The following is an 18,868-nucleotide window of genomic DNA, read 5'->3' on the forward strand; positions in this document are numbered from 1 at the left end:
GTCAATCCGCGGGGCGGGTGGTGACCGGGACGCTGCCCTGCACCACGGTGAGCTCGCGCTGCGGGAACGGAATGCTGATGCCAGCGGCGTCGAACGACTCCTTGATGGCACGCAGCAGGTCGGTCTGCGCCGCCCAGAAGTCCGCCGACGTGGCCCAGGCGCGGATCACCAGATCCACCGAGCTCTCGCCCAGTGCATTCGTCCACACGCCGGGAGCGGGATCTTTCAGGATGCGCGGATCCGCCTCGAACAGCCGCTCGATCTCGGCGATTGCCGCGCCGATGGAATCCTTGTATCCGATGCCCACGGTGAGCTCGAACCGACGGGTGCCGCGGCGGTTGAAGTTGATGATCGCGTCGGCGCCGACCTTGGCGTTGGGAATCACCGCCTCACGGCCATCGGGCATCACCAGCTGCGTGTACATCAGGTTGATCGCATCGACTGACCCGAGCGTGCCGCCGATATCGACGAAATCGCCGACACGGAAGGGCCGGAACAACGCCAGCAGGACGCCCCAGGCGAGGTTGCTGAGCGATCCCTGCAACGACAGCCCGATCGCCAGCCCGGCCGCCCCCAGCGCCGCCACGAGCGGGGCTGAAGGCACGCGGAGAATCTGCAGCACATACACCAGCAGCAGCGCGATCAACACGCCGTAGAGCAGGTTGCGCAGAAAGCTGGTCAGCGTGACATCGAGCTTGGCGCGGCCCAGCGCGCCTTCGGCGACGTGCGCGATGCGCCGCGCCACCCAGATGCCGAGCAGCAGCACGACCAGCGCCTCCACCACGTGCAACCCGATTTGCGTGGCCTGGTCCAGGTAAAAGGAAAAATCGTGCGACGCAGGAGCGGTCGCGGCGGCGTCCGTGGGTGCGAATACGACAGCGCGCATGGGCGTGGCCTCCTTGAAGAATCGCACCAGCGTAGCAGCGGGCGGATCGACCGGGACAGCCAGGTGCGTCTCGGCAGCGCGTGCGCCGGGCAAAAAAAACGCCGCTCGCAGGGGGACTGCGACCGGCGGGGGGAAGTGTGGTGCGCGTCAGCGGGTGGCGACGCGATCCTTCGCATCGTCGTCGTCGCGATCGGCTGCACGCTCGATCAATTGCAGCGGCGAGCCGTCGGCCAGGCGGAACTGCAGTTGCTGCTGCAGCGTATCGAGCGAGGCCAGCCGCGGACACAACGCCTGCGCCCGCGCGTCGAGCTTGTCGGCGCGGGCATCGACTTCGCGGTCGATGGTCTTGTCGAGCGAATCGGCACGCGCTTCGAGTGCGGCGATCCGCGCCTGATCGCCGCTGAGCGCGGCCTTCACCGCACCGGCGGTGACGGTGCCGACCAGCTCGGAAACGGCGCTCTCCATGCCGTCCTCGACCAGGTCTTCCATGTCCGAGTGGGTCCATAGGCCGGCGCCGATGCCCCTGTCGATGCGCTGCATTGCTTCGGCCCGCGCGCGATTGAGCTTGACCAGTAGGCGCTGGCGCTCATCGGCCGTCTCGGCAAAGGTGGTGGCCACGGTGGTCATGGCGGCAAAGCCGATGTCCAGCCCTTCCCGGGCAATACCCGCGATCTCGGGCAACAGGGCACGCACGGATGCCTCGTACTGGCGCAGCCGTTCGGCGTCCGCCGCGGTCACGGTGGCGTCATGGCCGTCCACGCGCAGGTGGCCGTCATGCATGAACACCGTGGCGGGGGTGCCGTCGTCGCGGCTGAAGGCGATGCCCGCGGCATTGACGCGCACGTCGTAGTCGGTGCTGAAGCTGCACTGGTCCGTGTGCATGTGGCGCTCGTGCGCCTGTGCCTGCGTGCCCAAGGTGATGCCGATGGCGAGCGCTAGCAGCGAGAGAGTCTTGCGCATGTGCGTGTCCCCGATGACGGCGGCGATGCCTGCCTGCCTGCCTGCGAACACAGCATGCGTGGCCGGCACTCGCCGGCCATGGGCCAGGCGTCATGCCGTGCCATCAGTCATTGGCGAGCGCCAGCGGATCCCCTCAGCGTGCCGCGGCGGCGAGGCTGTGCATGTCCAGGTGCACCGCCTGCAGTTGCGGCAGCAGCCGGCGCAAGGTGGGCGCGTTGTCCGGCGTGGCCGCGCCGACGGTCTGCTCGAACAACTGCAGCACGGCCGCCTCGCGCCGTGCCAGCAGCCGGATCCACTGATCGTCCCGCAGCGGCGCGCCGTGCATCCACAGCGACGTCAGTCGACGCTGCAGCGGCCCGCTCCAGCGGCCACGGCTGGCTGGCCGACGGCCGCTCGCCGCGGCCTGGGTCTGCAGGTCGATAACGAGCAGCTCCAGCGCAGCCGCAGTCTCCTGCAACACCACACGAAGCCCCGGTTCCGAGACGTTCCGCGCCGCATGCTGGCACAGCCGCTGCAGATCGATGCAGCGGCGGATCAGCGCGTTGTACGGCGGTGGCGACGCCAGCGACATGTCGACCGGCTCCTCGGATGGCTCGGGCAGATCGCCATGCTGATCCTGCCGGACTTAGCGGGGACTAAACTGCGTCGACGTCTCGCGCAGGCCTTTAGCCGCCGTTTGCTTTGCGCCTTCAGCGCGCGTCGAGCTGGAGCAACCGCAGCGGTTGCCCATCCGCACCGCGCACGCCCTGCTGCAGCTCTGCCAGCCGCTCGATCGACGGGCACAGCGCATCCACCTGCGGCGCCAGCGCCTGCATCCGCCGCTCCAGTCTCGGCCGCAAAGCGGTGGCCAGGTCTGCGGCCTGGTCGCGCAGGCGCGCGGCGGTTTCCAGATCGCCGCTCATGGCCGCCTGCAGCGCCTGCTGACCCAGGTCGCCGGCCACGATCGGCGATAGGTCGGCGACGATGCGGTTGGCCAGCTGCTCGGCAGCACCGCCCTGCCAGTCATGGGTGCTGTTGCTGCGATCGATGCGCTGGCGGACCTCGGCGGCATCGGCGGTCAGCTGTCGATCCAGCGCCGCTTGCGCGGCGGCGCTCAGCTGCATGCCCGCGGCCTCGGCGCGCAGCGCCTGCACCGCCATGTCCACCGCGTGTCGCCCGACCGTGCGCACCCGCGGCAGCAGGTTGCGCAGCTCGCGCTCGAACACGGCCAGCCGGTCCTGGTCCTCCGCTCGCAGCGACACCGCCGCGCCATCGGCGCGCAGCGCACCGTCGCGCAGCACCAGTTGCTGCGGCGCCGGCGCGGGTCGGTCGAAGATCAACCGGTCCGGCTGCACGGTCAGGTCGTAGCTACTGCTGGCATGGCAGCGGGTGGCGAACTGCTGTGCATGTAGCGAGGCGCCAACGAGAAACAAAGGCAACAGCAGAAGGTGGGCAGAGCAACGCATGGAGATTCCGGCGGCAAACGGGACGCCCATCGATACCCACCTGCCAGCCAACCCACACTGAACCCGAGCGCCCGCCAGGGCGATCGCGCTAGCTAGGGCCGGCGCCGGCGGAACTGTGCCCGCACGCTGTCGCGCCCCAGTTGCCACACCAGCCAGCCCATCAGCAGCGCACCGGCGGCGTCGAAACCCAGTGACAGGTGCACGCGCCGCGCTTCGTCGGCCAGGCGGACCGCCATGCCGGGCGCATGCGGCAGCGCATGCCACGCGCCCCATTGGCGGTACAGCAGCGCGCCACTTGCCAGCAACGTCGCCGCGAGCAGTGCCAGCGCCACGCGAAGCGGCAGGCGAGACCACCCCTGGCGCAGGATGGCAGCGGCACACAACACGACCAGGACCGCGGCCGCGATGAAGTACGCCAGGTCCCAGCCCAGCATGGTGTGCAGCGCAGAGCGGCCGGCGGGGTCCAGGTCCGGGCTGGCCAGCACCGCCCACACGCGCTGCGCATGCACGCCGTACTGCAGGGCGCCGAACGCACCGAGCAGCAGGATCAGCCAGAGCGCAAGCCGCCAGAACGCGAACCTCCCCGCGGAGTCGCTGTGCAGCGTCACGGCCGCGCCTTCATATCCGCAACGGGCCTGGGTGAGTGGGGGCAGTGGCGCATCGAAAGCATCCGGCAGCGGTGGCAAGAGCGCCAGTCTACCGCCGCAACAAAAAACGGGCGCCCGAAGGCGCCCGTTTTGCCTGTGCGACGCCGGCACCTGCCGGCGCCGCAGCCATCGTCAACGGCGGCTGATGGTGAACTTGCCCACCGAAATACCGAGGTTCACGCCCTCGCCGGTGCCGGCGAGCGCCAGCGAGGTGGTGCCCTTGGTCAGCACCTGCGCGGTGCTGCTCTTGACCATGCCCGCTTCGGCGCCCGCCTGGGCGTAATCGCCGAACACGTCGTTGATGCTGTGCACCTTGCTGATCTCGCCCTTGCCGTTGTCGATGTGGTACTTGCCGGCGGTCAGGCCACCACCCACCACGGTGATCTTCACCGGCGCGGACTGGCCGTTGTCGCAGGTCACCATGCCGGTGCCCTCGGCGTGCTTGTAGAGGATCGACCAGCCGGACAGGTTATAGGTGAGGTCGCATTTGACACTGGCCTCGGCGGCGCGGGCGCCGGTGGCGCCCATCGCACCGGTAGTGGCCAGCAGCAGGGCAGCGAGGGCGAAGTTGCGCTTGATCATGGTGATCTCCTTGGGTGTGCATCGCATGGAACCGCGGGTGCGGACGGCGCCTCCGATGGGCGCCAGGTCCGCGGTGGGGCGGAGCATCGACAGCCAGACGTGACGAACCTGTGCAGCGCGGCTGAGCGTTCAGTGAGCGCACGATGCCGCCGCGCCGCCCGCTCGCGTCCGTTCACATTCGGCCGCGGTCGGGGCGATCATCGTGTCCCTCATCGCCCGTGGAGAACCGCTGCCGTGGAACCTGTTGCCCGTCCTTCTTCGCGCCGCGCCCGGCATGTCCTCGACCAGACCTGGACCGTGGTGCGACTGACGGTGGACGGCTTCGGTCACGACGAGCTGAGCACGCGTGCGGCAGCGCTGGCGTTCTACTCGGCGCTGTCGTTCGCCCCGCTGCTGGTGCTGCTGTTGTGGGTGGTGACTTCGCTGGAGCCGAGCTGGCAACGCGAGCTGGTGCAGTCGCTGCAGCGACTGGTGGGGCCGCGCGCCTCGGACGCGGTCACGCTGGTGCTGGACAACGCGCGCCAGCGGCCGGGGGTAGGCAGCTGGGCGGGCCTGATCGGGCTGGCGGTGACCCTGCTCGGCGCCTCCGCCGTGTTCGCGCAGTTGCAGGGGGCGATCAACCGGGTCTGGAACCTCGAGCCCCGGCCCGGCGGCGCGATCCGCGACTGGCTGCGCGCCCGCATGATGGCGCTGGGCCTGCTGCTGTCGCTGGCGTTCCTGATGGTGGTGTCGTTCGCGGCCAGCGCGTTGATCGCAGTGTTCGTGCGCGGCGACACGCTGATCTGGCAGGCGCTGGAGGCGCTGATCGCACTGGCGATCTTCTCGGCCGTGTTCGCGGCGATCTTCAAGGTGGTGCCCGACGCGCTGATCGGCTGGCCCGACGCTTTGGTCGGCGCGGGCCTGACCGCGGTGCTGTTCGCCGTGGGCAAGTTCGGGATCGGGCTCTACCTGTCGCACAGCGATGTCGGCGGCGCCTACGGTTCGGCCGGCGGCGTGGTGGTGCTGCTGGTGTGGGTGTACTACTCCGCGCTGATCCTGCTGCTGGGCGCCGAGCTGACCCAGTCGGTGGCGCAGGTGCGGGGGCGGCCGATCGTGCCGCGTCCGCATGCGGCCAGTCGCGACACGCCGTCGCCTGGCGCTTGAGGCGGTCGAAGTTCTGAGCCGACGCCGGGCCCCATCGAGTTGGCCGGCTGCGACCCACCGAATGCCGGGCGCACCGGCTCCACGAACGAGGCACCGCGCGGCTCTTGCGCGCCGTGCATGGCATCATCGGGCCACGGCAATCATGCGACGCGGAGGTGTCCGATGATCAGGTATGCACTGGTGGGCTACGACGGCTCGGACACATCCAAGCGGGCGTTCGAGCTGGCGATCGGCCTGGCGCGTGCGTGCAGTGGCCGGGTGCGCGTGGTGTCGGTGCTGCAGGTGACCGAGGCGGGTGCCGATGCCTGCGCCCTGATGATGGCCGACTCCGGCGCGAAACGCGCGCAGGAACTGCTGGACGAACTGGTGACGCTGCAACCGGATGCGGCCGCGCTGGTCGATGTGGAACTGGCCCACGGCAGCCCCGGCGACGTGTTGATCAACCAGGTATCCGAACACGGCTGCGATCACGTCGTGATCGGCCACACCGATCGCGGCGCCCTCGCCCGCTGGCTGCTGGGGTCGGTCTCCGGCGACGTGCTGGCACGCTCGCACGTGCCGGTGACGGTGGTGCGCTAGGCACCACCGTCATCGGGGAGGTTACGCGGCGTCGCGCAGCGAGGCCATGTCGATCACGAAGCGGTACTTCACGTCGCTCTTGAGCATGCGCTCGTAGGCCTCGTTGATATCCTGGATGCGGATGGTCTCGATCTCCGACACGATGTTGTGCTCGGCGCAGAAGTCGAGCATCTCCTGGGTCTCGGCGATGCCGCCGATCAGCGATCCGGCCAGCGAGTGGCGGCCGAAGATCAGCGCGCCGCCCTGCACCGTCGGCGGCACCTCCGGCAGCCCCACCAGCACCATGGTGCCGTCGCGCTTGAGCATCTGCAGGTAGCCGTTGAGGTCGTGCGGCGCCGACACGGTGTCCAGGATGAAATCGAAGCTGCCGGCGTGCTGCTTCATCTGCCCGGCATCGTTCGACAGCACCACCTCGTCCGCACCCAGCCGCAGCGCATCCTCGCGCTTGGACGGCGAGGTGGTGAACTGCACCACGTTGGCGCCGAACGCGTGCGCCAGCTTCAGCGCCATGTGGCCCAGGCCGCCCAGGCCAATCACGCCGACCTTGCTGCCCTTGCCCACCTTCCAGTGCTTGAGCGGCGAGTAGGTGGTGATGCCGGCGCACAGCAGCGGTGCCACGGCGGCAAGGTCGAGCTTGTCCGACACGCGCAGCACGAACGCCTCGTCCACCACGATCTGGGTGGAATAGCCGCCCTGGGTCGTGCTGCCGTCGACGCGGTCCTTGCTGGCGTAGGTGAAGGTGGCGCCCTTCATGCAGAACTGTTCCAGGTCGTCACGGCAGTTGCTGCACTCGCGGCACGAGTCGACCATGCAGCCGACGCCGGCCAGGTCGCCCTGCTTGAACCGGGTCACCGCCTTGCCGGTGCGCAGCACGCGGCCGACGATCTCGTGACCGGGAACGATGGGGTAGTCGCCGGTGCCCCACTCGTCGCGCACCGTGTGCAGGTCGGAGTGGCAGACGCCGCAGTAGAGGATCTCGATCACCACGTCGTTGTCGCGCGGCTCGCGGCGCTCGAAGCGGTACGGTGCCAGCGGAGCACGGGCGGCGGATGCGGCATAGCTGAGGGTGGGGATCATGCAGGCTCCTGGGTATGGATACGAACGAAACGGGAAAGCGGTGGCGCGCCCGGAAGGGCAGCCTGCGGATGTGGGGTCGGCCCGCGTTAATTCCAATTGACAAGCCAGGCCGTATCCTTGGTCACCGTTTTGTCATGCAACCCGGGGCGGCTTCCGCTCCCGGTCAAGGACCAGCCCGTTGAACTACAGCCAGACGCTGCCGTGGACGCTCGAGAGCATCGACTTCAGCCAGATCGACAAGTCGCGTATCCGCCACAACGAGGACCTGTTCTTCCTGCTGTGCAGCTCGTCGTTCGTCGAGAGCGGCTCGGACCTCTATACGCACAATCTGGTCGACCACTTCGCCGGTGACGAGGCACTGCAGACCTGGCTCAGCCAGCACTGGGAGCACGAGGAACTGCAGCACGGCCGGGCGCTGTCCACTTATGTGCGCACGGTGTGGCCCGAGTTCGACTGGGATGCCGGCTTCAAGGCGTTCTGGGACGAGTACGGCGCGGTCTGCACGTCAGAACAACTGGAGTCCTCGCGCGGGCTGGAGCTGGCCGCGCGCTGCGTGGTGGAGACCGGTACCGCCAGCCTCTACCGCGCGCTCAACGACATCACCGACGAGCCGGTGCTCAAGCAGCTCACCAATCACATCAAGAGCGACGAAGTGCGCCACTACAAGCACTTCTACCAGCACTACCGGCTGTACCGGGAGCGCGAGGGATTCGGTCGCACCAAGGTGTTCCGGGCGATCCTGCGCCGGGTCAACGAGATCAAGAGCGAGGACAGCGACATCGCGCTGCGCCACGTCTTCAACCAGTGTTACCCGGGCGGCAGCGACTCGCAGTTCCGCCAGATCAGCAACCGCGCCCAGGGCCTGCTGCGGCGGAACATCCCCGCCGAGATGACGGTAAAGATGCTGCTCAAGCCGCTGGACCTGCCGATGCGCCTGCAGAACGCGCTGGAAAAGCCGCTGGCGAAGATCGCCGAGAAGCTGTTCCTGCACTGAGCCTGCGGGCCCGCCTGCCAGCCATGGGGCGGCAGGCCGCTACCGGGCCTGACTGGCCGTATCGCGCGGCTTTTCCTCGATGCTGCGCCGCTGCGCCTGGCTGGCCTTGAGCTTCTTCACGTCGACGGGACGGATGTCGGTGATGAAGCACGGGAAATCACGCCGCCCGGTCAGCACCTTGTCGAAGCCCACGCTTACCTCGTGGATGTTCGAGGTGAGCCCGATCGCATTGGTGTATTCGAGATCCGTGCAGCCGCTCACGGTAAGCAGCCAGGCCTCGTTTGGCCGCGTATAGACGGCCAGCAGGTCGTTACCCAGCGGCTCCCACGACCACAGGTTGTTGAAGAAGCGGAAACTGCGCTGGCTGGGGCCCGCGGCCGCCTCGTAGTCGGCACGCCGCTCGCCCTCGCGCTGGGCCGGCGGCACGCTGGAGCACGCCGCCAGCAGCACTGCCAGAACAACACCCGAACCGAGCCGCTGCCAAACCTTTCGTACGCTCATTTGCGCTCTCCCGTGCGTTGTCCCCGCGACTACTTCCTGCCCTTGGGCAGGGGCAGCCATTTGGCCGGATCAAACCCGCCTACCTCGTACACCAGTTCTTCGCTCTTGCCGTCGTCCCTCGGGGTAACGGTGAGAGTGATCTTCTGTGCCTTTTCCAGCAACGCGATGAATGCCTTGTCGTCCTTGATCATCAGGGCCGGCTCGCCGCTGGGCGGGGCGAACGCCTTGATCCCCATCGCCTTGCCGTCGACCTTGGCCGGGAGCGTGCAGGTGCCCTTGCAGACGAACCCCTTGCCACTGCCGAACAGGAACGCGTTCTGGCCCCATTGGGTATGGCGACGAAGCACCAGCCGCACCTTGTCCGCGCCCACCGGCTTGCTGGTGTAGATCACCGCGGTGGACTGGGTGCCGCCGGACATCGGCGACACCTGGTACAGCCACAGGGCAGCGAGCCGGCTCTTCTCGGCGTTCTCGTGATAGCGCTTGCTGATCTCCGGAAGCGTCTGCTGCACCTCCTTCGCGGCGGCGCTGTCCGGGTAGTCGTGCACGATCTTCTCGCCGAAGGTGGTCGCCATCTCGTCGTTATGGATGCGCACCAGCTGACGATAGGTGTCCAGATCCTGCGCGGCGGCGGCATCAGCGGATGCCTGCGCCGCCGGCTTGGCGGCATCGGACGCATGGCCGCCCTGCTGCGAGCAGCCGCCGATCAGCAGGACGAGGCCAAGCGCGGGCACGAGGAGTCGGAAGGGAACAGGCGACATGGCGAACATCCACGGCAGGAAACAGACCCCTAGAGTGGAACGAGCCGCGCCGCAGGTGCAACCGCGGCCCCTGCGACCACGCGCGCACCGCACGGCCGCCGCGATGGCTGGCCGGGGCGCGGCGAGGGCCGGATAATCGGCGTCCCCGCAAGGATCACTGATGCCGCCCTCTCCCTCGCCCCACGCGGAGGCGCTGTTCAAGCACCGCCCCTTCGCCGCGTTCTGGTTCGCCCGCGTGGCCTCGGGCTTCGGCTTCCAGATGCTGTCGGTGGCGGTGGGCTGGCAGATCTACGCGATCACCGGCCGCGCGCTCGACCTGGGCCTGATCGGCCTGGCGCAGTTCATCCCCTCGGTGCTGCTGGCGTTGCCGGCCGGCCACGTGGCCGACCAGTTCGAACGTCGCCGCATCGTGTTGCTCGGCCAGGTGGTGGAGTGGGTGGCGATCGCGCTGCTGGCCGCGCTTACCCTGATGCACGGCATCCACGAGGCCGGCATCCTGGCGCTGGTGTTCGTCATAGGGGTAGCCAAGGCGTTCGAGTTTCCGGCCATGCAGTCGATGCTGCCGGCGCTGGTGCCTGCGGCGATCCTGCCCCGAGCGATGGCGGTGAACGCCTCGGCCGGCCAGGCGGCGATGATCATGGGGCCGGCGCTTGGCGGCTTTCTCTACGTGGCCGGTCCGGGCGTGGTCTACGTGACCGCCGGCGCGCTGTACCTGGTCTCGGTGGTGCTGATGGCCAAGCTGCGCTACGAGAGCGCACCGCCGCGACGCGAGCCGGCCACGCTGAAGACGGTGTTCGCCGGCGTTCACTTCATCCGCCGCCGGCCGGACGTGCTGGGCGTGATCTCGCTGGATCTGTTCGCGGTGTTGCTGGGCGGCGCCACCGCGCTGCTGCCGATCTTCGCCAAGGACATCCTGCACACCGGGCCGTGGGGCCTGGGCCTGCTGCGGGCGGCGCCGGCGGTGGGCGCGCTGGGCATGTCGCTGTGGCTCGCCCGCCGCACGATGCGCCAGCGCGTGGGCGTGATCATGTTCGGCTCGGTGGCGGGCTTCGGCGCCGCCACGCTGGTGTTCGCGCTGTCGACCTCGCTGTGGCTGTCGATGGCGGCGCTGTTCGCGCTGGGCGCGTTCGACATGGTGAGCATGGTGATCCGCGGTGCGCTGGTGCAGCTGGATACGCCCGACGACATGCGCGGCCGGGTCAGCGCGGTCAACGCGATCTTCATCAACACCTCCAACCAGCTGGGCGAGTTCGAGTCCGGCATGCTGGCGGCGTGGCTCGGTGCGGTGCCGGCCACGGTGATCGGCGGCGTCGGCACGCTGGTGGTGGTGGGGCTGTGGATGGTGATGTTTCCCACCCTGCGCAGGCGCCAGCGCCTGCACGAGACGCCCGAGCCGATGGTCGAGCCGGCGGTGGACACGGTGTGAGTTCCTCGCGCGGTGATGGCGGCAGTGGCAGCCGGGCCGATCGTGCCGCTAGCATCGGCCGATGACCACGCCCCCTCCGCTTCGCGCATTCCGTCCGCTGGCCGCCGCTTTCCTGCTGGCCGCTGCGTCCTCCCCCCTGCTGGCCGCCGAGGGTCCGCAGATCGCGGTGAGCTTCGCCGCGTCGGCGCACCCCAAGCCGATCACCGGCCGCGTCTACGTGGCCGTGAGCCGTGATGACAAGGCGCCGCCGATCGAGCAGGCCGACATCACCGGCGTGCCGCTGTTCGGGCACAACGTCAGCGCGTTGGCACCGGGCCAGCTAGCCGCCATCGACGCCGGCGACGACGGCGCGCCGCTGGCCAGCCTGCGCGACCTGCCCGCGGGCGACTACTGGATGCAGCCATTCGTCAACGTCTACACCGAGTTCAAGCGCGCCGACGGCCACACGCTGTGGATGCACATGGATCAGTGGGAAGGCCAGGACTGGAGGCATTCGCCCGGCAACCTCTACGGCAAGCCGGTGAAGGTGCACTTCGATCCGGCCGCGGCGACGCCGATCCACCTGGTGGCCGATCAGGTGATCGCACCGATCCCGTTCCCCGAGGACAGCGCTCAGGTCAAGCGCTTCCGCATCCAGAGCAAGCTGCTGAGCAAGTTCTGGGGTCACCCGATCTACCTCGGCGCCACCGTGCTGCTGCCGAAGGGCTACGCCGAGCATCCCGACGTGCGCTATCCGGTGGTCTACGACCAGGGCCACTTCAGTACCGACGCGCCGTTCGGCTTCGAGCGCAAGGACTCGAAACTGCGCACGTTCTGGCTGGATAAGGCAAAGAAGCCGCGCGTCATCGTGGTCACGCTGCAGCATCCGTCGCCCTACTACGACGACTCCTACGCCGTGAACTCGCCCAACGAGGGCCCCTACGACGATGCGATCCACCAGGAGCTTTACCCGGAGATCGCGCGCCGCTTCCGCACTATCGAGCAGCCGTGGGCACGCATTCTCACCGGCGGCTCCACCGGCGGCTGGATCGCGGTGGCGCAGCAGCTGTTCCATCCGCGCTACTACGGCGGCAGCTTCGCGATGTGCCCGGACTCGCTGGATTTTCGTCATCACCAGGTGGTGAACATCTACGACGACGCCAATGCCTACACCATCGACAAGGGCTGGGTGAAAGTGGAGCGCCCCGATACGCGCCAGCCCGACGGCAACATCGACGCCATGATGAAGGACGAGAACCACTACGAGCTGGCCGTCGGCGACCACTCGCGCTCCGGTGGGCAATGGGACATCTGGGAGGCCGCGTGGGGCCCGATCGGCACCGACGGCTATCCGCAGCGGATCTGGGACAAGCGCAGCGGCGCCATCGACCACCAAGTAGCCGACTACTGGAAGCAGCACTTCGACCTGCGCCATCTGCTGGAAAAGAACTGGTCCACGCTGGGGCCGCTGGTCACCGACAAGCTGCACATCTACGTCGGCGATGCCGACACCTACAACCTCAACATGGGCGTGCGGGCGATGGATGCGTTCCTGCAGAAGGCGACCCACCCGAGCTTCCAGGGCTCCATCACCTACCAGCCCATGGCGCCGCACTGCTGGGGCCCGCGCGGCGAGGAGCTCTACGGCACCATGACCGGGTTCATGCAGGCCCACGCGCCGCAGGGCAGCGCCGACTGGATCTACTAGCCGTCGGTGACCCGGCGGCCGGCCGTCGACGCCGCGACTACCGCCGCGCCGGGAACATGCGTCAGGTCCTTGCCGGAGGCACACCCATGCTGCGCTGTCGTCCACACCGTGCCGTCGCGATCGCTCTCGCATTGGCCGCCATGTCGGCCATGCCTGCCGATGCGGCGATCCGGCCGCATGCGCGCACCTGGACCAATCCGCTGGACGTGGACTACCGCTACAACTTCGAGCAGATGAACCAGGGCATTTCCTACCGCACCGGCGCGGACCCGGCGGTGGTGCGCTACGACGGCGCGTACTACCTGTTCCAGACGCTCGCCGACGGCTACTGGCACTCCAGCGACCTGGTGCACTGGGATTTCGTCAAACCTGACAAGTGGCCGTTCGACAGCGAGGTGGCGCCGGCCACCCTGGTCGCCGACGGCAAGCTGTTCCTGCTGCGCTCGACCACCGAGCCAACACCGCTGCTCTACTCCACCGACCCGGCGCACGGGCACTGGCAGTTCTGGACCCGACTGATGCCGCCGCTGCCGAATGCGGTGACCTCGGCCACCGAATACCGGATCAAGCCGGGCCAGCTGCCGCCGGGCCCGTGGGATCCGGGCCTGTTCCAGGACCGCGACGGCAAGGTCTACCTGTACTGGGGCTCGTCCAACATCTACCCGCTGTACGGCCAGGAGATCGACCTCAAGCTCGACGACGAGGCGCAGGGCGAGGGCAAGCGGCTGGCCTACCTGGGCCAGACCCACACCCTGCTGCAGCTGCATCCGGACCAGCACGGCTGGGAGCGCTTCGGTCGCGACCATAGCGACGCCTCTGTCCTGCCGTTCGTGGAAGGTGCCTGGATGAACCGCCACGGTGACCGCTACTACCTGCAGTACGCCGCGCCGGGCACCGAGTACAACGCCTACGCCACCGGCGTCTACGTGGGCGAGCACCCGCTCGGGCCGTTCACCTATGCCCCGTACAACCCGGTTGCGTACAAGCCGGGGGGCTTCGTCGAAGGCGCCGGTCACGGCTCCACCTTCGAGGACGCCTACGGCAACCTGTGGAACACCGGCACCAACTGGATCGGCCTGAACTGGAACTTCGAGCGGCGCATCGACCTCTATCCCGCCGGCTTCCACGACGACGGCCAGATGTGGGTGGATACCCGCTTCGGCGACTTCCCGCAACGCATGCCGGACCACAAGCTCACACCCGGTGAAAGCACGTTCACCGGGTGGATGCTGTTGTCCTGGCACAAGCGCGCCATCGCCTCCTCGCAGATGCCCGGTCACGCGCCGGGGCAGGTGACGGACGAGAACCCGCGCAGCTTCTGGCTGGCGTCTTCCGACACGCACGGCCAGACACTCACGCTCGACCTTGGCGGCGCGCGCACAGTGAACGCGATCCAGGTCAACTACGCCGACCATCAGTCCGGCCGCTACGGCGACGCACCGGACTTGGTCACCCAATTCGTGCTGGAAGGCTCGATCGACGGCCTGCGCTGGCAGACCCTCGCCGACCTTGCGCACGAGACACGCGATCACGCCAACGCCTATGTCGAACTCGATGCGCCCGCGAACGTGCGCTACGTGCGTTACGTGCACCGCCATGTCGGCGCCAGGCACCTGGCGATTTCCGACCTGCGCGTGTTCGGCCACGCGGACGGGCCGCTCCCGCCCGCGCCAGTGCTGGTCTCGGCGAGCCGCGACACGGACACCCGCAACGCCACCATTACCTGGAAGCCAGTGCCCGGCGCGGTTGGCTACAACGTGCGCTGGGGCCTCAGTGCCGAGCGTCTGCACCAGACTTACCAGCGCTTCGCCGACCAGCCGACCACGCTGCAGCTGCGCGCGCTGAACAGGGGCGTGCGCTATGTGGTTGCCGTGGAGGCGTTCGACGAGCGCGGCGTGTCCGCACTGTCGCGCACGATCACGCTGGAGCCCTAGAAAAAGGGAACACTACCGCTGCGACGGGTTCGGTGACGACGCCGGCTTCGTGCACACGTCGGCCGTCCTCACCCCGCCCGTGCTGTCGCTGGCGAACTCCCGGTCGCGAGGCCACCAGCACTGCCCAAAGGCCTCAGCGGCGCGTGGTGATGCCCCGGCCGCACGACGCCGGCGGGACTGATGGCGTCAGGCGCGGGGCCGGCCGTCACGGCCCGCCATGGCGATACGCGACCGGGCCGATCACTTGCCGAGACCCGGCCTTGCGACACGCCGCCCGATCCGCTCTGATGGCCGGATGATCACACTCCACCACCTCAACAACTCGCGCTCCCAGCGCATTCTCTGGCTGCTCGAGGAGCTCGGCATCCCGTACCAGGTCACCCGCTATCAGCGCGATCCGAAGACCATGCTGGCGCCGCCGGAGCTGCGGGCGGTACACCCGCTGGGCAAGTCGCCGGTGATCACCGACGGCGCGCAGACCGTGGCCGAGTCCGGTGCGATCGTCGAGTATCTCGCCGACCGCTACGGCAGCGCATTGATTGCGCCCCACGGCACGCCCGAGCGACTGCGCCAGAATTACTGGCTGCATTACGCCGAGGGCTCGGCGATGCCGCCCCTGCTGCTCAAGCTGGTGTTCCAGCGGGTGGCGACGACGCCCGCGCCATTCTTCGTCAGGCCTGTCCTCAAGGGAGTGGCTGGCAAGGTGCAGGCGGGGTTTGTCGATCCGCAGATCGCCGCGCACCTGGCCTATCTGGAGGACGAACTGGGCCGGCACCCATGGTTCGGTGGCGAGCGCTTCAGCGTGGCCGACATCCAGATGAGCTTTCCGCTGGAGGCCGCCGCTGCCCGAGGCGGCCTGAACGCGAACGCCCAGCATCCCCGGCTCGCGGATTTCCTGCAGCGCATCCACGCGCGCCCGGCCTATCAGCGCGCGCTGGCACAAGGCGGCGAGTACCGGCTCGGCTAGAGCCACCCTGCCCAGCTGAACGCCAGCGTCGCGTTCCGGACGCTATCGACGCGTCGCTCACGCCGCGCGGGGCAAGGTATCGGTCCGACAGTCACCCGGCGCTCCGCGTGGGCGCTTACCGAGGAGCCGACCGCCATGAGCAGAACCCGCGATATCGAACGCAGCCTCCATGAATCCACCGCGCACCTCGGCAACCGAGTTCGCCAGTACGCCAACGGTGCCGCCAGCGGCGCGCACGACCTGGTCGAACGCGGTCGCCACGCAGGCAGCCGCTTCGGCCGTCGCGGCGAGAGCTACCGCCGCCAGATGGGTCGCGCGGCCGAGGATTTCGCCGACGAGGCAAGCTACCAGTACCGCCGCCTGCGCCGGCAGGTGAATCGCCACCCGGCAGCGACGGTGGCGATCGTGGCCGGCACCATCGGCGCGTTCCTGCTGCTGCGCAAGGCGTTGAGCAGCCGCGACGAGGATTGATAGCCCCGCGCCGGGCAACGCCCGGCAACCCAACAAAAAGCCCGCCTCACGGCGGGCTTTTTGCTGTCTGCCGCGGTGAGCGGCTACACCGTGAGCGGGTTGGGCTTGTCCGGGTTGAGCTTGTACTCCTTGATCGCCCGCGCCACGTCCTTGGCGTTGACCTTGCCGTCCTTCGCCAGTGCCGCCAGCGCGGCATGGGCGATCCAGTAGCGATCCACCTCGAAGAAGTCGCGCAGGTGCGCACGGGTGTCCGAGCGGCCGAAGCCGTCGGTGCCCAGCACCGTGTAGCGCATGCCCTCGGGAATGAACGCGCGGATCTGGTCGGCGAATTCACGCACGTAGTCGGTGGCGGCGATGACCGGACCGGCAGCGCGCTCCTGCAGCAGGGCGGTGACGTACGGCACGCGCTGCTCGGCTTCCGGATGCAGGCGGTTCCAGCGCTCGGCGTCGAAACCGTCGCGGCGCAGCTCGATGAAGCTGGGGCACGACCAGACGTCGGCGCAGACGCCGAAGTCCTTCTCCAGCAGCTCGGCCGCGGCGATCACCTCGCGCAGGATCGTGCCCGAGCCCAGCAGCTGCACGCACGGCGCCTTGGACTTGCCCTTGCCCTTGCCGCCGGCACCTGCGCCGCCGTCGCGGAACAGGTACATGCCCTTGATGATGCCTTCCTCGCACCCGGCCGGCATGTCCGGGTGCTGGTAGTTCTCGTTCATCACGGTGAGGTAGTAGTAGATGTCTTCCTGCTCGGCCATCATGCGGCGCGTGCCGTCCTGCAGGATGACCGCCACTTCGTAGGAGAAGGTGGGGTCGTACGACTTCACGTTGGGGATCGCGCCCGACATCAGGTGCGAATGGCCGTCCTCGTGCTGCAGGCCCTCGCCGTTGAGCGTGGTGCGGCCGGCGGTGCCGCCGATCAGGAAGCCGCGCGCGCGCATGTCGCCGGCGGCCCAGCACAGGTCGCCGATGCGCTGGAAACCGAACATCGAGTAGTAGATGAAGAACGGCAGCATCGCCACGTTGGAAATGCTGTAGCTGGTCGCCGCGGCCATCCACGCGCCCATGCCGCCGGCCTCGGAGATGCCTTCCTGCAGCACCTGGCCCTTCTGGTCCTCGCGGTAGTACAGCAGCTGGTCGGCGTCCTGCGGACGGTACTTCTGGCCAAACGGCGCGTAGATGCCGATCTGCCGGAACATGCCCTCCATGCCGAAGGTGCGTGCCTCGTCGGCGACGATCGGCACCACGCGCTCGCCCAGCTGCTTGTCGCGCAGCAGCAGATTGATGCCGCGCACCAGCGCCATGGTGGTGGAGATCTCGCGCTCGCCGCTGCCCTTGGTGATCTGCTCGAACGCCGACAGCTCCGGCGCCTTGAGCTTGGCATCGGCGGTGCGGCGGCGCTGCGGCAGCGCCCCGCCGAGCGCGCGGCGCCGCTCGAGCATGTACTGCACTTCCGGCGAGTCCTTGCCCGGGTGGTAGTACGGCACGTCGGCCAGCTTGTCGTCCGGCACGGCGATGTTGAAACGGTCGCGGAAGTGCCGCACTGCCTCGGCGTCGAGCTTCTTCTGCTGGTGGGTCGGGTTCTGCGACTCGCCCGCCGCGCCCATGCCGTAGCCCTTGACCGTCTTGGCCAGGATCACCGTGGGCTGGCCCTTGGTGTTCACTGCCGCGTGGTACGCCGCGTACACCTTGTGCGGATCATGCCCACCACGGTTGAGGCGCCAGATGTCGTCATCGGACAGGTTGGCGACCAGCTGCGCGGTTTCCGGGTACTTGTTGAAGAAGTTCTCGCGCGTGTACTTGCCGCCAAACGCCTTGCAGGCCTGGTACTCGCCGTCGACGGTTTCCATCATCAGCTTGCGCAGCTGGCCGGAGGTGTCACGCGCCAGAAGCGGATCCCAGTAGCTGCCCCAGATCACCTTGATGGCGTTCCAGCCGGCGCCGCGGAACACGCCCTCGAGCTCCTGGATGATCTTGCCGTTGCCGCGCACCGGGCCGTCGAGCCGCTGCAGGTTGCAGTTGACCACGAAGATCAGGTTGTCCAGCCCCTCGCGCCCGGCCAGCGAGATCGCGCCCAGGCTCTCCGGCTCGTCGGTCTCGCCGTCGCCCAGGAAGCACCAGATCTTGCGGTCGCTCTTGGGGATCAGGCCGCGGTGCTCGAGGTATTTCCAGAACTGCGCCTGGTAGATCGCCTGGATCGGACCCAGGCCCATCGACACCGTCGGCACCTGCCAGTAGTCGGGCATCAGCCACGGATGCGGATAGGACGAGAGGCCGCGGCCCTTGCCGGCCACTTCCATGCGGAACAGGTCCATCTGTTCCTCGCTGATGCGGCCCTCGAGGAAGGAGCGGGCGTACACGCCGGGGCTGGAATGGCCTTGGTGGAACACCAGGTCGCCCGGGTGATCGGCGCTGGGAGCGCGCCAGAAGTGGTTGAAGCCCACGTCGTACAGCGTCGCCGACGAGGCGAAGCTGGCGATGTGGCCGCCCAGCTCGCCGGGCTTGCGGTTGGCGCGCACCACCATCGCCATCGCGTTCCAGCGGATCAGCGTGCGGATGCGCCATTCCATGGTGGCGTCGCCGGGGCTCTTGGCCTCGTTCGGCGCGGCAATGGTGTTGACGTACTCGGTGGTCGGATCGAACGGCAGGTAGCCGCCGGCGCGCCGGGTGGAGTCGACCATCTTCTCCAGCAGGTAGTGCGCGCGCTCCGTGCCGTCATGGCTGATGACCGCGTTGAGCGATTCGATCCACTCCCGGGTTTCGGTGGGGTCGATGTCCTGGTGGAGGATGTCGTCGAGCTGGTCCATGAAAGTC

At 68.4% G+C, this 18,868-nt stretch carries 18 protein-coding genes; 8 read left to right on the forward strand and 10 right to left on the reverse strand.

Translation table 11 applies throughout. The annotated features are described in order from the left end of the window. Nucleotide 1: 1 nt before the first annotated feature. The 6 genes from VFG40_RS06440 to VFG40_RS06465 all read right to left on the reverse strand — a co-directional run bounded on the left by VFG40_RS06440 (nt 2) and on the right by VFG40_RS06465 (nt 4,520). Nucleotides 2-886 (reverse strand): mechanosensitive ion channel family protein, encoded by an 885-nt coding sequence (locus VFG40_RS06440; RefSeq protein WP_324896100.1) that lies wholly within the window; start codon nt 884-886, stop codon nt 2-4. 147 nt (nt 887-1,033) lie between these two features. Next, a complete protein-coding gene (locus tag VFG40_RS06445) occupies nt 1,034-1,846 on the reverse strand; it encodes a DUF2884 family protein (RefSeq protein WP_324896102.1) in 813 nt (270 codons plus the stop codon). A 133-nt stretch (nt 1,847-1,979) separates the two neighbouring features. Further along, nucleotides 1,980-2,417, reverse strand: a complete 438-nt coding sequence (locus tag VFG40_RS06450; protein ID WP_324896104.1) for a ferritin family protein — start codon at nt 2,415-2,417, stop codon at nt 1,980-1,982. Nucleotides 2,418-2,535: 118 nt separating this feature from the next. Next, nucleotides 2,536-3,291: a DUF2884 family protein gene (locus VFG40_RS06455; RefSeq protein ID WP_324896106.1), complete on the reverse strand. Its 756-nt coding sequence runs from the start codon at nt 3,289-3,291 to the stop codon at nt 2,536-2,538. Nucleotides 3,292-3,383: 92 nt separating this feature from the next. Beyond that, on the reverse strand, nt 3,384-3,899 hold the full coding sequence (locus VFG40_RS06460) for a hypothetical protein (protein WP_324896108.1): 516 nt from the start codon (nt 3,897-3,899) through the stop codon (nt 3,384-3,386). Between the two features lie 171 nt (nt 3,900-4,070). After that, nucleotides 4,071-4,520, reverse strand: coding sequence for a hypothetical protein (locus VFG40_RS06465; RefSeq protein WP_324896110.1), 450 nt, complete (start codon nt 4,518-4,520; stop codon nt 4,071-4,073). A gap of 234 nt (nt 4,521-4,754) precedes the next feature. Here VFG40_RS06465 and VFG40_RS06470 point away from each other — a divergent pair, with 234 nt between their 5' ends. Together VFG40_RS06470 and VFG40_RS06475 are read left to right on the forward strand one after the other, a co-directional pair. Next, entirely contained in the window at nt 4,755-5,663 is a 909-nt protein-coding gene (locus tag VFG40_RS06470) for a YihY/virulence factor BrkB family protein (protein WP_324896112.1), read from the forward strand. Nucleotides 5,664-5,825: 162 nt separating this feature from the next. Next, complete coding sequence (locus VFG40_RS06475; protein WP_324896114.1) at nt 5,826-6,242, forward strand: universal stress protein; 417 nt, start codon at nt 5,826-5,828, stop codon at nt 6,240-6,242. 21 nt (nt 6,243-6,263) lie between these two features. Here VFG40_RS06475 and VFG40_RS06480 read toward each other — a convergent pair whose 3' ends face one another. After that, complete coding sequence (locus tag VFG40_RS06480) at nt 6,264-7,319, reverse strand: NAD(P)-dependent alcohol dehydrogenase (RefSeq protein ID WP_324896116.1); 1,056 nt, start codon at nt 7,317-7,319, stop codon at nt 6,264-6,266. 178 nt (nt 7,320-7,497) lie between these two features. Here VFG40_RS06480 and VFG40_RS06485 point away from each other — a divergent pair, with 178 nt between their 5' ends. Beyond that, nucleotides 7,498-8,313 (forward strand): ferritin-like domain-containing protein, encoded by an 816-nt coding sequence (locus tag VFG40_RS06485; protein ID WP_324896118.1) that lies wholly within the window; start codon nt 7,498-7,500, stop codon nt 8,311-8,313. Nucleotides 8,314-8,352: 39 nt separating this feature from the next. Here VFG40_RS06485 and VFG40_RS06490 read toward each other — a convergent pair whose 3' ends face one another. Continuing rightward, on the reverse strand, nt 8,353-8,814 hold the full coding sequence (locus VFG40_RS06490) for a DUF6491 family protein (protein ID WP_324896120.1): 462 nt from the start codon (nt 8,812-8,814) through the stop codon (nt 8,353-8,355). Nucleotides 8,815-8,843: 29 nt separating this feature from the next. Further along, nucleotides 8,844-9,575 carry a hypothetical protein gene (locus VFG40_RS06495; protein WP_324896122.1) on the reverse strand — a complete coding sequence of 244 codons (732 nt, stop codon included), beginning with the start codon at nt 9,573-9,575 and terminating at the stop codon, nt 8,844-8,846. 160 nt (nt 9,576-9,735) lie between these two features. On the opposite strand from VFG40_RS06495, the gene VFG40_RS06500 reads away from it, so the two are divergent. From VFG40_RS06500 to VFG40_RS06520, 5 genes are all read left to right on the forward strand, one after another. Further along, nucleotides 9,736-11,001: an MFS transporter gene (locus VFG40_RS06500; protein ID WP_324896124.1), complete on the forward strand. Its 1,266-nt coding sequence runs from the start codon at nt 9,736-9,738 to the stop codon at nt 10,999-11,001. A gap of 61 nt (nt 11,002-11,062) precedes the next feature. Continuing rightward, the gene (locus VFG40_RS06505; RefSeq protein ID WP_324896126.1) at nt 11,063-12,688 is read left to right on the forward strand and encodes an alpha/beta hydrolase-fold protein; all 1,626 of its coding nucleotides are present in this window, start codon (nt 11,063-11,065) and stop codon (nt 12,686-12,688) included. A gap of 140 nt (nt 12,689-12,828) precedes the next feature. Continuing rightward, complete coding sequence (locus VFG40_RS06510) at nt 12,829-14,622, forward strand: family 43 glycosylhydrolase (RefSeq protein ID WP_324896128.1); 1,794 nt, start codon at nt 12,829-12,831, stop codon at nt 14,620-14,622. 295 nt (nt 14,623-14,917) lie between these two features. Continuing rightward, the gene (locus VFG40_RS06515) at nt 14,918-15,589 is read left to right on the forward strand and encodes a glutathione S-transferase family protein (protein WP_324896130.1); all 672 of its coding nucleotides are present in this window, start codon (nt 14,918-14,920) and stop codon (nt 15,587-15,589) included. Between the two features lie 135 nt (nt 15,590-15,724). Continuing rightward, complete coding sequence (locus VFG40_RS06520) at nt 15,725-16,060, forward strand: hypothetical protein (RefSeq protein WP_324896132.1); 336 nt, start codon at nt 15,725-15,727, stop codon at nt 16,058-16,060. An 83-nt stretch (nt 16,061-16,143) separates the two neighbouring features. Here VFG40_RS06520 and aceE read toward each other — a convergent pair whose 3' ends face one another. Beyond that, complete coding sequence (gene aceE / locus VFG40_RS06525; protein ID WP_324896133.1) at nt 16,144-18,861, reverse strand: pyruvate dehydrogenase (acetyl-transferring), homodimeric type; 2,718 nt, start codon at nt 18,859-18,861, stop codon at nt 16,144-16,146. Nucleotides 18,862-18,868 lie beyond the last annotated feature (7 nt).

The organism is Dyella sp. (genome assembly GCF_035685805.1).
GTDB lineage: Bacteria > Pseudomonadota > Gammaproteobacteria > Xanthomonadales > Rhodanobacteraceae > Dyella_A.

Bases quoted from the DNA above. Each gene is read 5' to 3' on its own strand.
- VFG40_RS06450 (WP_324896104.1), bottom strand. From the start codon at position 2,417: ATGTCGCTGGCGTCGCCACCGCCGTACAACGCGCTGATCCGCCGCTGC.
- VFG40_RS06480 (WP_324896116.1), bottom strand. From the start codon at position 7,319: ATGATCCCCACCCTCAGCTATGCCGCATCCGCCGCCCGTGCTCCGCTG.
- VFG40_RS06445 (WP_324896102.1), bottom strand. From the start codon at position 1,846: ATGCGCAAGACTCTCTCGCTGCTAGCGCTCGCCATCGGCATCACCTTG.
- VFG40_RS06455 (WP_324896106.1), bottom strand. From the start codon at position 3,291: ATGCGTTGCTCTGCCCACCTTCTGCTGTTGCCTTTGTTTCTCGTTGGC.
- VFG40_RS06515 (WP_324896130.1), top strand. From the start codon at position 14,918: ATGATCACACTCCACCACCTCAACAACTCGCGCTCCCAGCGCATTCTC.
- VFG40_RS06475 (WP_324896114.1), top strand. From the start codon at position 5,826: ATGATCAGGTATGCACTGGTGGGCTACGACGGCTCGGACACATCCAAG.
- aceE (WP_324896133.1), bottom strand. From the start codon at position 18,861: ATGGACCAGCTCGACGACATCCTCCACCAGGACATCGACCCCACCGAA.
- VFG40_RS06495 (WP_324896122.1), bottom strand. From the start codon at position 9,575: ATGTCGCCTGTTCCCTTCCGACTCCTCGTGCCCGCGCTTGGCCTCGTC.
- VFG40_RS06490 (WP_324896120.1), bottom strand. From the start codon at position 8,814: ATGAGCGTACGAAAGGTTTGGCAGCGGCTCGGTTCGGGTGTTGTTCTG.
- VFG40_RS06510 (WP_324896128.1), top strand. From the start codon at position 12,829: ATGTCGGCCATGCCTGCCGATGCGGCGATCCGGCCGCATGCGCGCACC.
- VFG40_RS06440 (WP_324896100.1), bottom strand. From the start codon at position 886: ATGCGCGCTGTCGTATTCGCACCCACGGACGCCGCCGCGACCGCTCCT.
- VFG40_RS06520 (WP_324896132.1), top strand. From the start codon at position 15,725: ATGAGCAGAACCCGCGATATCGAACGCAGCCTCCATGAATCCACCGCG.
- VFG40_RS06505 (WP_324896126.1), top strand. From the start codon at position 11,063: ATGACCACGCCCCCTCCGCTTCGCGCATTCCGTCCGCTGGCCGCCGCT.
- VFG40_RS06465 (WP_324896110.1), bottom strand. From the start codon at position 4,520: ATGATCAAGCGCAACTTCGCCCTCGCTGCCCTGCTGCTGGCCACTACC.
- VFG40_RS06500 (WP_324896124.1), top strand. From the start codon at position 9,736: ATGCCGCCCTCTCCCTCGCCCCACGCGGAGGCGCTGTTCAAGCACCGC.